This window comes from Streptomyces sp. NPDC048370 (assembly GCF_043200825.1).
Taxonomy (GTDB): Bacteria; Actinomycetota; Actinomycetes; order Streptomycetales; family Streptomycetaceae; genus Streptomyces.
Genome location: NZ_JBICYI010000001.1, coordinates 303,290 through 317,422, shown reverse-complemented (window position 1 = coordinate 317,422; position 14,133 = coordinate 303,290). Strand labels below are relative to the sequence as shown.

Here is a 14,133-nt window from a genome sequence, read left to right as displayed (position 1 = left end):
GGGGCGCCCTTCCGGGGCGCCCGCGCGCTCACCCCCTCGCGCCCCGCGAGTAGTGCCCAGCCGCCCCCCGGCCGACCACCTTGACAGGCCGTCAAAGGGGCGACAGGGTTTCGATGCCACCTGTTGGGAGCGCTCCCAGTCCGGGAAGCAAGCCCCCAGGATGTGTTCTGGCCCCGGTCTTCGAAGGCCAACCCCCTGCGCCGACCGCCGATGAGGCGAGGCTCTGCCCGGCGTACCCCTCAACCCCGTTGACGCATCGAGGAGATGTCATGTCCCGCTCGTCCGTGCCGCGCGCCCGCACCCGCTCCGCCATCCTCGCCTCCGCGGCCGTGACCCTCACGCTCGCCCTCACCGGCTGCTCGTCCTCCGACACCGGGTCCGCCTCCGCCGACGGGAAGATCACCCTGACCGTCGGCACCTTCGGGACCTTCGGGTACAAGGAGGCCGGTCTGTACGACGCGTATATGAAGCAGCACCCCGGGATCACCATCAAGGAGAACCCGACGACCGTCGAGGGCAACTACTGGACCGCGCTGCAGACCCGGCTCTCCGGCGGAGGCCTCGACGACGTCCAGGCCCTCGAAGTCGGCCGCATATCCCTGGCCACCTCCGAGGACCTCGCCGGCGCCTTCGCCGACCTGTCCGACGCCCCCGGCGTCGACAAGAAAGACTACCTGGCGTGGAAGTGGGACCAGGCCACCACCGCCGACGGCAAGACGATCGGCCTTGGCACCGACGTCGGCCCGATGGCCATCTGCTACCGCCAGGACCTGTTCAAGGCCGCGGGCCTGCCCTCCGACCCCGCCTCGGTCGGCAAGCTGTGGGCGGGCGACTGGGCGAAGTTCGTCGAGGCGGGCAAGCGGTACCAGGCCAAGGCGCCCGAAGGCACCTTCTTCATGGACAGTGCCAGCGGACTGTTCAACGCCGTCGTCTCCAGCAGCCCCGTCCAGTACTACAAGGACGGCAAGCTCGCCTACAAGGACTCGGCCAGTGTGAGGACCGCCTGGGACCTGGCCGTCAAGGCCGTTCAGGGCAGGACCAGTCAGGGCCTGAAGATGTTCGACACCCCCTGGCAGACCGCGTTCTCCAAGTCCACCTTCGCCACCACCGTCTGCCCCTCCTGGCAGCAGGCCAACATCCAGCAGTTCTCCGGCCCCGCCAACAAGGGCAAGTGGAACATCGCCCAGCCCCCGGCCGCCGGCAACTGGGGCGGCTCCTTCCTGGCCGTGCCCGCTTCCGGCAAGCACGTCGACGAGGCGAAGAAGCTCGTCGCCTGGCTCACCGCGCCCGAGCAGCAGGCGAAGGTCTTCCAGAAGGTCGGCAACATCCCCGCCAACCAGGCCGCCTACGACTTGCCGGGCGTCGTCGACTACAAGAACGCGTACATCGGCCCCGACGCCGCCACCGGGCAGATCTTCTCGACCGCCGCCCAGGCCATCAAGCCCGCCGAGACCGGCCCCCGAGCGGGTGACCTGACCGGGGCGTTCGGCACCGGCGTCCTGCTCATGGAGCAGAACGGCAAGAACCCGGAAGAGGCCTGGAACGCCACCGTCCGCCAGATCGACAGCACCATCCAGTAACCCTTCCCGCCCTCCCCGGCCGCCGCCGCGGGGGAGCGGGCGGCCGGTCACCGGGGGACCGGCCGCCTCTTCCCCGTACCGGCGCGAACGGCCGTGACCACCGAAGGAACCCGCCCGTGGCCTCCACGACCGCACCCGGCCGCAACGGCCCCGCAAGCCGGCAGGACACCCAGCCGCCCCCGGCCCGCCCCGCCGGACCCTCGGCCTGGCGCAGCCGCCTGCACCGCTGGGACACCAAGGGCACGCCGTACGCCCTCGTCGCGCCCTTCTTCCTCGTCTTCGCCGCCTTCGGCCTCTTCCCGCTGCTCTACACCGGGTGGCTCTCCTTCCACCGGGTGAGCCTCTACAACGTCGACCGCGCCGAATGGGTCGGCCTGCAGAACTACACGGACCTGTTCACCGGTCAGGTCAGCCACTACTTCTGGAACGCCCTGCTCAACACCTTCACCCTGGGGGTGCTGTCCACCGTCCCCCAGCTGCTGATGGCGCTGGGCCTCGCCCACCTGCTCAACTACCGGCTCCGCGCCCGCGGATTCCTGCGCACGGCGCTCCTCGCCCCGTACGCGACGTCCGTCGCCGCCGCCACCCTCGTCTTCGCCCTGATCTTCAGCCCCGAGGGCGGCATGGCCAACTGGCTCCTCGGCCTGTTCGGCGCCGGGCCCGTGCACTGGGAGGCCGGCCGCTGGAGCTCGCAGTTCGCGATCTCCGTGATCGTCACCTGGCGCTGGACCGGCTACAACGCCCTCATCTACCTCGCTGCCATGCAGGCCGTGCCGCGCGAACTGTACGAGGCCGCAGCCCTGGACGGCGCCACCCGCTGGCAGCAGTTCCTGCACGTCACCATCCCCGCCCTGCGCCCCACCATCCTGTTCACCGTGATCGTCTCGACCATCGGCGCCACCCAACTCTTCGGCGAGCCCTACCTGTTCGGCGGCCAGAGCGGCCACCAGGGCGGAACCGACCACCAGTACGAGACCCTCGGCATCCTCATGTACGACCAGGGCTTCCACTCCAGCATGCTCGGGCGCGCCAGCGCGGTCGCCTGGATCATGTTCGGCCTGCTGCTGCTCATCGGGCTCGTCAACGCGCTGATCACCCGCCGCCTGCGCGGCTCCCAGTGACGTGGAGTACGACATGACCACCACCGCATCCGTCCCCGACCGCCGTCACAAGGCTGCGCCGAGACCGTCAGCCCGCGCCGGCAGGGCCGGCGGCCAGCACCGGGCCGGGAAAATCGCTCACATCGTCCTGGCACTCGCGGCCCTGGCCTCGCTGTTCCCGCTGTACTGGACGCTGGTCGCGGCCTCCACCGACAGCCACGCCGTCGTCTCCAGCCCGCCGCCGATGCTGCCCGGCGGCAACCTCTTCGACAACCTCGGTTACGTATGGCACAACGCCGGCGGGCGCGGCATGGGCGTCGCCCTGCTCAACTCCACGCTCGTCGCCGGAGCCGTCACCGTCAGCACGGTGACCTTCTCCGTCCTCGCGGGATTCGCCTTCGCCAAACTCCGCTTCCGGGGGAAGAAGGTCCTGCTCGGGCTGGTCCTGTCCACCCTCGCCGTGCCCGCGCAGCTCAGCGTCGTACCCCTGTTCATCCTGACCAAGAACCTGGGGCTGGGCAATCACCTCGGGGCGCTGATCCTGCCCGTCCTCGTCACCGCCTTCGGCGTCTTCTTCATGCGCCAGTTCCTCTCCCAGGCGCTGCCCTCCGAGCTCCTCGAAGCCGCCCGCGTCGACGGCGCCAACTCCCTACGTGTCATCTGGCACGTCGTCTTCCCCGTCGCCCGCCCGGCGATGGCGGTCCTGGGCATGCTCACCTTCGTCCAGTCCTGGAACGACTTCCTCTGGCCGATCATCGTCATGAACGGCTCCACCAACCCCACCGTCCAAGTCGCCCTCGCCGGACTGGGCACCGGCTGGTCCACCGACTGGTCCGTCATCACCGCCGGAGCACTCATGGGCACCCTGCCCCTCCTCCTGGTCTTCGCCCTCTTCGGCCGCCACATCGTCGGCGGCATCACCCAGGGCGCCATCAAGGGCTGACCTCCGCCTCCTTCCTCTCTCGTTCGACGACCTCCGCCAAAGGGAGACTTCTTCATGCCCGAAACCCCCGTCACCGCCCCCGCCGCCGTCGACCGACTGAGCTTCCCGCCCGGCTTCCTGTGGGGCGCGGCCACCGCCGCCTACCAGATCGAGGGCGCCGCCGCCGAGGACGGCCGAACCCCCTCCATCTGGGACACCTTCTCCCGCACCCCCGGCAAGGTCGCGAACGGCGACACCGGCGACATCGCCTGCGACCACTACCACCGCTACCGCACCGACGTCACCCTGATGTCCGAGCTCGGACTCCAGGCCTACCGCTTCTCCCTGTCCTGGCCCCGCATCCAGCCCGGTGGCCGGGGCCCCGCCAACTCCGCAGGCCTCGACTTCTACCGCCGGCTCGTCGACGAACTTCTCGACGCCGGCATTCAGCCGGTGGCCACCCTCTACCACTGGGACCTCCCCCAGGCGCTGGAAGAGACAGGCGGCTGGACGGCACGTGAGACCGCCGAACGCTTCGGCGAGTACGCCACCCTGGCGGCCGAGGCCCTCGGCGACCGGGTCGCGCTGTGGACGACCCTCAACGAACCCTGGTGCTCGGCCTTCCTCGGCTACGGTTCCGGCGTCCACGCCCCCGGTCGCACCGACCCTGCCGACGCCCTGCGCGCCGCCCACCACCTGAACCTCGGCCACGGCCGCGCCACCGCCGCCCTGCGTGCGGCACTGCCCGCCCACACCCAGATCGCGGCCTCCCTCAACCTGCACCAGGTCCGCCCGCTCACCACGGATCCCGCCGACCTCGACGCGGCCCGCCGCATCGACGCCGTCGGCAACCGCATCTTCACCGGCCCGATGCTCTCCGGCGGCTATCCGGCCGACCTCCTCGCCGACACCGCCCACATCGTCGACTGGAACACCCTCGTCAGGCCGGGCGACGAGGCCGCCATCGCAGCCCCCATCGACCTCCTCGGCATCAACTACTACACCCCCGCCCTGGTCTCCGCTCCCACTCCCGGAACGGCCGCGGTCAACCACGCCCACGGCGAGAGCGACCACTCCCCGTGGCCCGGCTCCGAGGACGTCAACTTCCACCTCCCGCCCGGCGACACCACCGACATGGGCTGGAGCATCGACCCCACCGGTCTGTACGACCTCCTCATGGCCACGTCCCGTGCCCACCCCGGCCTCCCGCTGGTGATCACCGAGAACGGCGCCGCCTTCCCCGACGTCCCCACGGAGGACGGCCAGATCCATGACCACGACCGGATCGACTACCTCCACCGCCACCTCGCCGCCGTCCACCAGGCCATCGGTGACGGTGCCGACGTACGCGGCTACTTCCTCTGGTCCCTCCTCGACAACTTCGAGTGGGCGTACGGATACGAGAAGCGCTTCGGAGCCGTCCACGTCGACTACACCACCCAGCTGCGCACCCCGAAGGCCAGTGCCCGCTGGTACGCCAGGACCATCGGCGCGAACTCGGTGCCGGTTCTTTGAGCTCCGGCCGGGTTTCGAAAGTTTCGGCCCCGCCGCCCGCACGGGCAGCGGGGCGGGCCAGGCGGAGTCAGCGGACGGCGTGCGGGAGGACCTCGAAGTCGGCATGCAGGCGCCGGTGGTGGTCCAACGGCCGCACCGGACCGGTCAGGGTCACCCGGGCGGTCAGCCGCGGATCGGTGCTGGAGGCACTGAGCCTCAGTTCGAGCTCTCCCGGTTCGACGGTGCGCGTCCCCGTCCTGCCGGTGAACGACGCGAGGTCCGCGGGGACGACGGCGTGGATCCGCTTCCCTTCTCCGGGGGTCAGGTCGAGACGTACGTACCCGATGAGTCTCTGTACGGGCTGGACCACGGAGGCCACCGGGTCGTGCAGATACAGCTGGACGAGTTCGGTGCCGGCGCGGTCACCGGTGTTCGCCACGGTGAAGGCGAGCCGCACTTCGCCGTCCGTGGGGACGTCGGTGTCCTCGACGGTCAGGTCGCTCCATGCGAAGGAGGTGTAGGTGAGGCCGTGTCCGAAGCCGAAGGCGGGCGTGGGGTCGATGCTGGAGACCTCGCTGGTGTGGCCGAGGCGGGAGGCCAGGTAGGTCGACGGCTGGGTGCCGGGGTGGCGGGGCACGCTGACGGGCAGTCGGCCGCTCGGGTTCGTCCGTCCGCTGAGGACGGAGGCGATGGCGGCTGTTCCCGCCTCGCCGGGGAAGAACGACTGCAGGACGGCGGCGGACTCGTCGGCCGCACGGCCCAGGGCGTAGGGCCGGCCGGTCAGCAGGGTCGTCACGACCGGGGTTCCGGTGCCGATGAGGGCGTCGAGCAGCTGCTGCTGCACTCCGGGAAGGGCGAGGGACCCGGCGTCGCAGCCCTCGCCGCTGGTGCCCCGCCCGAAGAGCCCGGCGCGGTCACCGAGAGCCGCGACGACGACGTCGGCGCGGCGGGCGAGTGCGAGCGCCTCGGCGAAGCCCTCGGTCCCGGCGTCGTCGATGCCGGTTCCGTGCGCCACGAGGACATCGGCGGTGGGGAACTCCTCGACGAGGGCCTCGTGCAGGGTGGGCAGGTCGATGCCGAGAGGGGCGTCGGGGTGCTGTCCGCCGACGTGGACGGGGAAGGAGTAGCAGCCGAGGACGGCCGTGGGAGCCTCGGCATTGGGGCCGATCAGGGCGATCCGGCGGGGAGTGCGCGGGTCGAGCGGCAGGGCGCCGTCGTTGCGGAGCAGCACGACGGCCCGTTCGGCGATGCGGCCGGCCAGCCCGCGGTTGGCGGCCGTGTCCAGGTCGACAGTGCCCCGCAGGGAGTCGGGTGCGGCTGTGGTGTCGACCCCGCGCAGTGCCGGGGGTACCGGGCTCCATTCGGGGTCGAGGAGCCCGAGCCGGGCCTTCTGGAGGAGGACTCGCCGTACGGCCCGATCCACGAGCCCCTCGGAGACGTTCCCTTGCCGGACCATGTCGAGGAGGGGCGCTCCGAAGGCCTTGACCGTGGGGAGCTCCACGTCGACGCCTGCGGTGAGGGCGGTACCCGCCGCGTCGCCGAACGTGCCGGCGACGCCGTGCAGGGTCTTCAGGAACGCGATGCCGAAGTAGTCGGCCACTACGGTTCCGGTGAAGCCCCAGGTGTCCCTCAGGAGTTCGGTGAGGAGCTGCTCGTCGGCGGCCGACGGAATGCCGTCGGTGTCCGTGTAGGCATGCATCACCGACCGGACGCCGCTCTCCCGGACCGCCATCTCGAACGGCGGCAGGATCACGTCGGCCAGTTCCCTGGCGCCCATGCCGACCGGGGCGAGGTTGCGGCCCGCCCGGGAGGCGGAGTAGCCGGCGAAGTGCTTGAGCGTGGCGACGATCCCGGCGGCCTCCAGCCCTTGGACGTAGGCGGTGGCGATCGTCCCGACGAGGTACGGGTCCTCGCCGATGGTCTCCTCGACGCGTCCCCAGCGCGCGTCGCGGACGACGTCGAGGACGGGGGCGAGCCCCTGGTGCACGCCGACCGCGCGCATGTCGTGGCCGATGGCCGCGGCCATCTCCCGTACGAGCTCCGGGTCGAAGGTGGCTCCCCACGAGAGCGGGACGGGATAGGCGGTGGCGCCCCAGGCCGCGAAGCCGGCGAGGCATTCCTCGTGTGCGACGGCCGGGATGCCGAAGCGGTTGGCGGCGGTGATCCGCTGCTGCGTCCGCATCAGCGAGAGGGCGCCGAGGGCGGGGTCGACGGGGACGGTTCCGAAGGGCCGGGTGAGCTGGCCGAGACCGTCGGGCAGCAGGGCGTCGAGGTCGACCGGCTCCTCCATGTCGTGCTGGTGCGGCGCGACTTCGGCGCCTTCGTCGGAGGCGCCGACCCACACGCCGTACAGCTGGGCGGTCTTCTCCTTCAGGGTCATCTCGCGGATCAGTGCGTCGACTCGGGCTTCCGCGCTCAGTGCGGGGTCGCGCCAGGCGGGGTGCGGGGCTTGAGGCTGTGTGGCCACTTCGTCGGTCATTTTCCTCCGACTCCCATCAGACCCTGGACCAGGGCACGACGGGCGAACAGATAGACGAGCAGGATGGGGAGCATGGAGAGGACGACGGCCGCGAGGAGACCGGGGATGTCGACGCCGTGTTCCGTCTGGAAGTCGTACAGGCCCATCGTGATGACCTTGTTCTCCGAGGACTGGGTGAGGACGAGGGGGAACAGGAAGCCGTTCCAGGCCTGGAGCGAGGAGAACACGACGATCGTGGACAGACCGCTCGTCGACAGGGGCAGCACCAGCTGGACGAAGATCCGCCAGGGCGTGGCCCCGTCGACGGTCATGGCCTCGTACAGCTCGGGCGTGATGTCCCGCATGACGCCGGAGAGGATCAGGGCGCAGACGGGCATGGCGAAGGCGGCGGTCGGCAGGATGACGCCGAGGAGGTTGTCGTAGAGCCCTGCCTCGTTGATGAGGTAGAACATCGGGACGATCACGGCCTGGGACGGGATGGCCAGGCCGAGCAGGAAGAGGCGGAAGATCCGGCCGGTGGCCTTGCCGTCGCTTCGGACGATGGCGTACGCCAGGGGCGGCACGAGGAGCAGGACGATGCCGACCACGCAGACCGTGACGATCAGCGTGTTGAGGAAGTACTGCGCGAAGCCGTCGCCGACGTCGTTGACGTAGTTGTCGAGGGTGAAGTGTTCGGGGAGGGCGAGGGGGCCGTTCGCCGCGTAGTCCGTACGGGACTGGAAGGTGGCGACCAGCATGACGTACAGGGGCAGGCCGACCACGAACAGCCAGATCAGCGAGCCGAAACCGGCCAGGTAGTTGGGGCGGCTCTTCATCACACGCCCTCCATGGTGCTGCGCATCTTGTCGTAGCCGGTCAGGCGCACCATGACCAGGGAGACGAGGGTGGCGACGAGGACGAGGAGCAGCGCGATCGCGGAGGCCGCTCCGAAGTCGAAGCTCTTGAAGGCCTTCTGGTACATGTAGTAGGCGCTGTTCGTGGTGTCGGTGCCGGGTCCGCCCTGGGTGAGGATCAGGACGGTGTCGAAGGTCGTGAGTCCGCCGACCACCATCAGGATCGTCGAGGTCACGATGGAGTTGCGCAGTTGCGGCAGGGTGATGTGGAAGAACTGGCGGACCGTGCCCGCGCCGTCGATCCGGGCGGCCTGGTAGAGCACCTGGGGGATGGCCCGCGCGGCGCCCTGGTAGATCAGGGTGTGCAGGGGCGTGAACTGCCAGGTGCTGACGAAGACGAGGACTCCGACGGCACCGGCCTGCATGCCGAAGAGGTTGCCGTCGCCGAAGAGCCACTTCGCCTGAGCGGGGACGCCGAAGTTGGGGTCGAGCACGGCGCGCCACAGGACGGAGACGGCGGTGATGGACAACAGGAGCGGGACGAAGTAGATGGCGGAGAGGACGGCCCGGTTGCGCTGCGGGCCGGCGGCCCAGACGCCGAGCAGGATGCTGATCGGTGTCTGGACGACGACGCCTAGGACGGTCAGCAGCAGGCTCAGCCAGAGGCTCTTCATCATCACGGGGTCGTCGAGCAGTCGGGTCCAGTTGTCCAGGCCCGCGAACTCCGGTGAGCCGAGGCCGTTCCAGCGGGTGAAGGACAGTACGACGACCAGGAGGAGCGGCACGAGGGCGAACAGGCCGAAGAAGACGGCGGCGGGCGCCGCCCAGGCGAAGCCCGGGCGGCCCACACCGGTTGCGGAGCGACTCGGCCGCCCGGGTCGAGCGGTCTTCTCGGCGCTTTCCGTGGGAGGGGCTGTGGCAGTGGTCATGTCTGGCGTTCCGGAGGTCAGGCCGCGGGCAGGCTCTGCATGGCGGCGACGAAGGCGTCGGGGTCCGTCTGTCCGTTGAAGAACTGCTGGACGGCCTGGTGGATGGTGGTGGTGGCGGCGGGCGGGTAGGCCTGGTCCCAGGAGAGCTGGAAGGCGGGAGCCTTCTTCACCAGGTCGTACTGGTACTTCGAGTAGGCCGGGCTGGCGGAGCCGTCCAGGAACTGGGGGGTGTTGGTGGTGGTGGGCAGGTTGCCGATGCCGAGCTGGCTCTTGACGAACTCGTCCGAGTACATGAGCTTCAGGAACTCGGCCACGGCCTCCGAGTGTTCGGTGTTCTTGAGGACCGAGTAGAAGTTGTTGGTGTTGCCGGCCAGGTTGGCCGGGTCGCCCTTGCCGCCCTCGACGGTCGGGAAGGCGCCGTAGCCGAGGCCGTTCTTCACGAAGTCCGGGTAGGCGTCCTGGAGGGTGGAGTACTCCCAGGAGCCCATGAGCTCGAAGGCGGCCTTGCCGGTGGCCAGCAGGGCGGGGGAGCCGCCGTCGGTGAACTTGACCGAGTCGTAGTTGGTGCCGAAGGCGCCGGCGTCGATCAGCTCCTTGAGCATGCCGAGGGCCCTCTTGCTGTCGGGACTCGCCCAGACGCTCTTGTCCCCGTCCACGGCCTTCTTGAAGAGCTCGGGGCCGGCCACCCGGTCGTAGATGTACTGGAACCACATCTGGGTGGGCCACTTGTCGCCGCCGCCGAGCGCGATGGGGGTGACGCCCTTGGCCTTGAGCGCCTTGACGGCGGCCAGGAGCTCGTCCCAGGTGCGCGGAGCGTTGACACCGGCCTCCGCCAGCACCTTCTTGTTGTTGAACAGCAGGACGGGCTGGGTGCCGCGCATGGGTATGCCGTAGGGCTTGCCGTCGACGACCGCGGTGTTGAAGACCGACGGCAGGAAGTTGGACTTCAGGCCCGGGTCCTTGGCGATGAAGTCGTCGAGCGGCATGAGCAGGCCGGCGTCGACGTAGGGCTTGATGCTGCCCCCGCCCCAGTTGAAGAACACGTCCGGCGCCTGCTTGCCGCTGATGATCGTCTGCAGCTTGGACTGGTAGTCGGCACCGGGGATGGTGTCGAGGACCGCCTTGACCTTGGAGGTCTTGTTGAAGGTGTCGACGAGCTGCTTCTCCACCTTGTTGCCGGCATCGCCGTACACAAGGACGTGGATCTCGTCCGAGCCGCCTCCGGCGGAATCCCCCGAGCCGCCGCAGGCCGCCAGGGACAGGGCCATGGCCAGCGACGCCCCGCCGACGACAGCGGTTCTCAGGATCCGTATGTGCCACTTCATCGCCTCACCCTTTCGAAAGAGTTTCGCCTTGAAGTTCGAAACTTCACGTTGCCGGACGCTAAGGTGGCTGCAATGAAGGGGTCAACCCTTCGACGGAGAGTTATCAAAGCGTGACTATGTCGACACGTGGAGCTGTGCTTTATGCTGCTCAGATGCGAGATGGCGAGGAAAACGGGCGAATCACGCTGGCGGAGGTGGCGCAGCAGGCCGGAGTATCGCTTTCGACAGTTTCGAAAGTTCTCAACGGCCGACAGGACGTGTCACCGGCTACGCGCGGGAAGGTGGAGCGACTCCTGGAGGCGCACTCGTACCGCCGGACCACCCGCGTCGCCAGGGAGGCGCCCCTCATCGAACTCGTCTTCCACGAGCTCGACAGCGTGTGGTCGATGGAGCTGATCCGCGGGGTGGAGAACCTCGCCAAGGCACACCAGGCGAGCGTCGTGCTGACCGAGAGCGGCACCCGGCACGCCCCCGCGCCGGACTGGATCGAAGGAGTGCTGCAGCGCCGGCCGATCGGCGTGGTCCTGGTGTTCTCCTCGCTCCCCGACGCCGTCAAGCGGCAGCTCGACGCGCGGTCGATCCCCTTCGTGATCGTCGACCCGGCGGGCGACCCCGAACCGGACGTGCCGTCCGTCGGGTCGGCGAACTGGTCCGGCGGCGTCGCCGCGACCCGGCACCTGATCGACCTCGGTCACCGCCGCATCGGCATCGTCACCGGCCCCGAGGACATGCTGTGTTCCCTGGCCCGGCTCGACGGCTACCGGTCCGCCCTGAACATGGCCGGCCTGGAGCACGACGCCTCCCTCGTCCGGTTCGGCGACTTCCACGTCGAAGGGGGATACGCGCGGGCGATGGAGCTGTTGCAGAGGCCGGACCGGCCCACGGCCGTCTTCGCCGGCAGTGACCTGCAGGCGCTCGGCGTCATGGAGGCGGCCCGGGTGTGCGGGCTGCGCGTGCCCGAGGACCTGTCCGTCGTCGGCTACGACGACGTGATGATTGCGCGCTGGTCGAGCCCACCGCTCACCACGATTCACCAGCCGCTGCGCGAGATGGGCGAGGAAGCGGTACAGATGCTGCTCCGCCTGCGCGCGGGGGAGCCCTCGGTGACGCGCATGGAGCTCGCGACCAGCCTCGTCGTCAGAAAGAGCACCGCCCCGCCGTCGGCGTAGTCGGCGATTGTCGGGACGCGATCCGCGGGATCGACGTCGTGAACCGCCGTGCCGGACGGCTGAGTACGCCGAGGTTCGGCGGCCAGGTCACCGTGCGACTCGGGCAGATGCGCTCCTGTTGGAAGGAGCTCCTCCGTCCTTCGGCCTGAGGCAGACGACGATGGAGTGGAGCCAGGATCATCCTGGCTCCACTCCATGGTGCGGGCGTGTCACTGGAACTGTGCGAAGAACCTCCAGATCTCTCTCTTGGTCCAGGTTGCGACGCCGCTCTCGTCGGGGGAGCCGTCGACCGGACCGGGCAGGTGGCTTCCGTCGAACGCGCCACCGTCGGCGGTGGAGCCGCCATGCACCTCGACGGCCTTGCCGCTGTTGCGGTTGACCAGGACGTACCAGGCATGGGTGTCCGCCGTCGCCGCCTCGGCGGGCGTCGGCTTCACCACGACGAGCATGCCGAGTGCAAGGGTCGCCGCCACCACGGCGGCTAACCGGGACCACCCGCGATGTCTTTGTGGATGGGCGGGGGAAGCCGCACCCCAGGTCTTCATCGGTTCACCCTTTCGCTGTGGCAGGTCAGGTGCGGGTCCAGCGTTGGTTGCTGCCGTTCCAGCAGGAGTAGAGCTGGATCAGGGTGCCGTTGGCGGTGCCGTTGGCGGCGGCGTCAAGACAGAGGCCGGACTGGACGCCGACGATGGATCCGTCGGAGTTGAGGCGCCATTTCTGGTTGTCGCCACCCCAGCAGCTGTAGATCTGGACCTTGGCGCCGGTGCCGGTGCCGGCGGCGTCCAGGCACTTGTCGCCATAGACCCGGAGCTCGCCTTCGGCGGTATGGGTCCACTGCTGGTTGGTGCGGTTGTTGCAGTCCCACAGGTTGAGCTGGGTGCCGTAGGTGGTGCTGGCACCGGGCACGTCCAGGCAGCGGCCCGAAGCGACTCCCTTGATCTGTCCGGAACCGGGCGTCGGGGTCGGATTGGGGTTGGGGGAGGCGGCGTTGAGTGCGTTGAGGACGGAGGTGTAGGCGGGCTTCTTGCTGCCGTCGCCGTTGAACAGCAGCGGCGAGTGCTCCGGTCGCCAGGAGTCGGTGTCGACGGTGATGCCGAGGCAGCGCGGGACCGCCAGGCAGTCGTTGGTCACGTTGGCGTAGGTCGTGCCCGAGGCGCCCTGGATGTCGAGTTCGGTGACAGCCACATCGACGCCGAGGGCGGCGAAGCTCTGCAGGGTGGTGCGGAAGTTGCTGTTGTACGGGCTGTCGCTGTTGAAGTGCGACTGGAAGCCGACGCAGTCGATCGGCACGCCGCGCTGCTTGAAGTCTCGGACCATGGCGTACATGGCCTGGGTCTTGGCCCAGGTCCAGTTCTCGACGTTGTAGTCGTTGTAGCAGAGCTTGGCGGCCGGGTCGGCGGCGCGCGCGGTGCGGAAGGCGACCTCGATCCAGTCGTTGCCGGAGCGCTGCAGGTTGGAGTCGCGCCGGGCTCCCGAACTGCCGTCGGCGAAAGCCTCGTTCACGACGTCCCACTGGACGATCTTGCCCTTGTAGTGGGCCATCACGCCGTTGATGTGGTTGATCATCGCCTGGCGCAGCGCGCTGCCGCTGAGGCTCTGCATCCAGCCGGGCTGCTGGGAGTGCCAGGCCAGGGTGTGGCCGCGCACCTGCTTGCCGTTCTGCACCGCCCAGTTGTAGACGCGGTCACCGGCGGCGAAGTTGAACCGGCCCTGCTGGGGTTCGGTGGCGTCGATCTTCATCTCGTTCTCGGCCGTCACCGAGTTGAACTCGCGGCTCGCGATCGTCGTGTACGCCGAGTCGTTGAGCCTGCCCGAGGCGATGGCGGTGCCGAAGTAGCGGCCGCTCTGTGCCGCCGCGCTGCCGAGTGTGCTCTCGGCGGCTTGTGAGGTCTGCGGCGCCACCAGCACGGCGGCCGAACCGAGGACGCCGACGATCAGAGCCGCACAGAGGCTGCCGATCTTCCGGCGGACAGTGGACGGTGGAATGGTACTTGAGCGCATGAATGAGCCTCCAGGGATGGAAATCACGGAAGGATTTGAGCGCGGCAGAATGAATCTGCGTGAACGACGCCCTCGTCCCTTTGATAAAGGGCACGCATCACCAGGGCGTATCGATTTCAAGGCGGGTGCCCGGGAATTCGGACAGGGGCGTAACCACCTCGTGACTCAGTGTGGAAACCCTGCAGAAACATGTCAAGAGTTTCGAAAGAATTTCGGGATTGTCCCCCTGAGGGAAGCGCCCGCAGCGGCTTCTGGCAGCATCAAGGAGTATCGAAAATCTTTCGATGAGGAGGCCCTGACC

General features: G+C 69.0%; 11 protein-coding genes. 5 read left to right on the top strand and 6 right to left on the bottom strand.

Features of this window, described 5'->3' with window-relative positions; all coding sequences use genetic code 11:
• Positions 1–269 precede the first annotated feature (269 nt).
• From ACGFYP_RS01320 to ACGFYP_RS01305, 4 genes are all read left to right on the top strand, one after another.
• On the top strand, positions 270–1,580 hold the full coding sequence (locus ACGFYP_RS01320; protein WP_393485219.1) for an extracellular solute-binding protein: 1,311 nt from the start codon (positions 270–272) through the stop codon (positions 1,578–1,580).
• Positions 1,581–1,696: 116 nt separating this feature from the next.
• Positions 1,697–2,701 carry a carbohydrate ABC transporter permease gene (locus tag ACGFYP_RS01315; protein WP_393485218.1) on the top strand — a complete coding sequence of 335 codons (1,005 nt, stop codon included), beginning with the start codon at positions 1,697–1,699 and terminating at the stop codon, positions 2,699–2,701.
• Positions 2,702–2,714: 13 nt separating this feature from the next.
• Positions 2,715–3,623 (top strand): carbohydrate ABC transporter permease, encoded by a 909-nt coding sequence (locus ACGFYP_RS01310; RefSeq protein WP_393485217.1) that lies wholly within the window; start codon positions 2,715–2,717, stop codon positions 3,621–3,623.
• A 54-nt stretch (positions 3,624–3,677) separates the two neighbouring features.
• Complete coding sequence (locus ACGFYP_RS01305; protein WP_393485216.1) at positions 3,678–5,117, top strand: GH1 family beta-glucosidase; 1,440 nt, start codon at positions 3,678–3,680, stop codon at positions 5,115–5,117.
• A gap of 67 nt (positions 5,118–5,184) precedes the next feature.
• Here ACGFYP_RS01305 and ACGFYP_RS01300 read toward each other — a convergent pair whose 3' ends face one another.
• The 4 genes from ACGFYP_RS01300 to ACGFYP_RS01285 are packed head-to-tail and all read right to left on the bottom strand — an operon-like array spanning position 5,185 to position 10,662.
• Positions 5,185–7,575: a beta-glucosidase gene (locus ACGFYP_RS01300; RefSeq protein WP_393485215.1), complete on the bottom strand. Its 2,391-nt coding sequence runs from the start codon at positions 7,573–7,575 to the stop codon at positions 5,185–5,187.
• On the bottom strand, positions 7,572–8,390 hold the full coding sequence (locus tag ACGFYP_RS01295; protein ID WP_393485214.1) for a carbohydrate ABC transporter permease: 819 nt from the start codon (positions 8,388–8,390) through the stop codon (positions 7,572–7,574). The genes ACGFYP_RS01300 and ACGFYP_RS01295 overlap by 4 nt, the downstream gene beginning before the upstream one ends.
• A complete protein-coding gene (locus ACGFYP_RS01290) occupies positions 8,390–9,337 on the bottom strand; it encodes a carbohydrate ABC transporter permease (protein WP_393485213.1) in 948 nt (315 codons plus the stop codon). Before ACGFYP_RS01290 ends, ACGFYP_RS01295 begins: the two co-directional genes overlap by 1 nt.
• A 17-nt stretch (positions 9,338–9,354) precedes the next feature.
• Positions 9,355–10,662 carry an ABC transporter substrate-binding protein gene (locus ACGFYP_RS01285; protein WP_393485212.1) on the bottom strand — a complete coding sequence of 436 codons (1,308 nt, stop codon included), beginning with the start codon at positions 10,660–10,662 and terminating at the stop codon, positions 9,355–9,357.
• Positions 10,663–10,814: 152 nt separating this feature from the next.
• On the opposite strand from ACGFYP_RS01285, the gene ACGFYP_RS01280 reads away from it, so the two are divergent.
• Positions 10,815–11,831, top strand: a complete 1,017-nt coding sequence (locus tag ACGFYP_RS01280; RefSeq protein WP_393485211.1) for a LacI family DNA-binding transcriptional regulator — start codon at positions 10,815–10,817, stop codon at positions 11,829–11,831.
• Between the two features lie 209 nt (positions 11,832–12,040).
• Here ACGFYP_RS01280 and ACGFYP_RS01275 read toward each other — a convergent pair whose 3' ends face one another.
• Together ACGFYP_RS01275 and ACGFYP_RS01270 are read right to left on the bottom strand one after the other, a co-directional pair.
• Positions 12,041–12,304 carry a hypothetical protein gene (locus ACGFYP_RS01275; protein WP_393485210.1) on the bottom strand — a complete coding sequence of 88 codons (264 nt, stop codon included), beginning with the start codon at positions 12,302–12,304 and terminating at the stop codon, positions 12,041–12,043.
• 97 nt (positions 12,305–12,401) lie between these two features.
• On the bottom strand, positions 12,402–13,832 hold the full coding sequence (locus ACGFYP_RS01270; RefSeq protein WP_393485209.1) for an endo-1,4-beta-xylanase: 1,431 nt from the start codon (positions 13,830–13,832) through the stop codon (positions 12,402–12,404).
• Positions 13,833–14,133 lie beyond the last annotated feature (301 nt).

Excerpts from the sequence above, each read along its gene's own strand:
- ACGFYP_RS01320 (WP_393485219.1), top strand. The coding sequence starts at position 270 with ATGTCCCGCTCGTCCGTGCCGCGCGCCCGCACCCGCTCCGCCATCCTC.
- ACGFYP_RS01310 (WP_393485217.1), top strand. The coding sequence starts at position 2,715 with ATGACCACCACCGCATCCGTCCCCGACCGCCGTCACAAGGCTGCGCCG.
- ACGFYP_RS01305 (WP_393485216.1), top strand. The coding sequence starts at position 3,678 with ATGCCCGAAACCCCCGTCACCGCCCCCGCCGCCGTCGACCGACTGAGC.
- ACGFYP_RS01300 (WP_393485215.1), bottom strand. The coding sequence starts at position 7,575 with ATGACCGACGAAGTGGCCACACAGCCTCAAGCCCCGCACCCCGCCTGG.
- ACGFYP_RS01295 (WP_393485214.1), bottom strand. The coding sequence starts at position 8,390 with ATGAAGAGCCGCCCCAACTACCTGGCCGGTTTCGGCTCGCTGATCTGG.
- ACGFYP_RS01290 (WP_393485213.1), bottom strand. The coding sequence starts at position 9,337 with ATGACCACTGCCACAGCCCCTCCCACGGAAAGCGCCGAGAAGACCGCT.
- ACGFYP_RS01285 (WP_393485212.1), bottom strand. The coding sequence starts at position 10,662 with ATGAAGTGGCACATACGGATCCTGAGAACCGCTGTCGTCGGCGGGGCG.
- ACGFYP_RS01280 (WP_393485211.1), top strand. The coding sequence starts at position 10,815 with ATGCGAGATGGCGAGGAAAACGGGCGAATCACGCTGGCGGAGGTGGCG.
- ACGFYP_RS01270 (WP_393485209.1), bottom strand. The coding sequence starts at position 13,832 with ATGCGCTCAAGTACCATTCCACCGTCCACTGTCCGCCGGAAGATCGGC.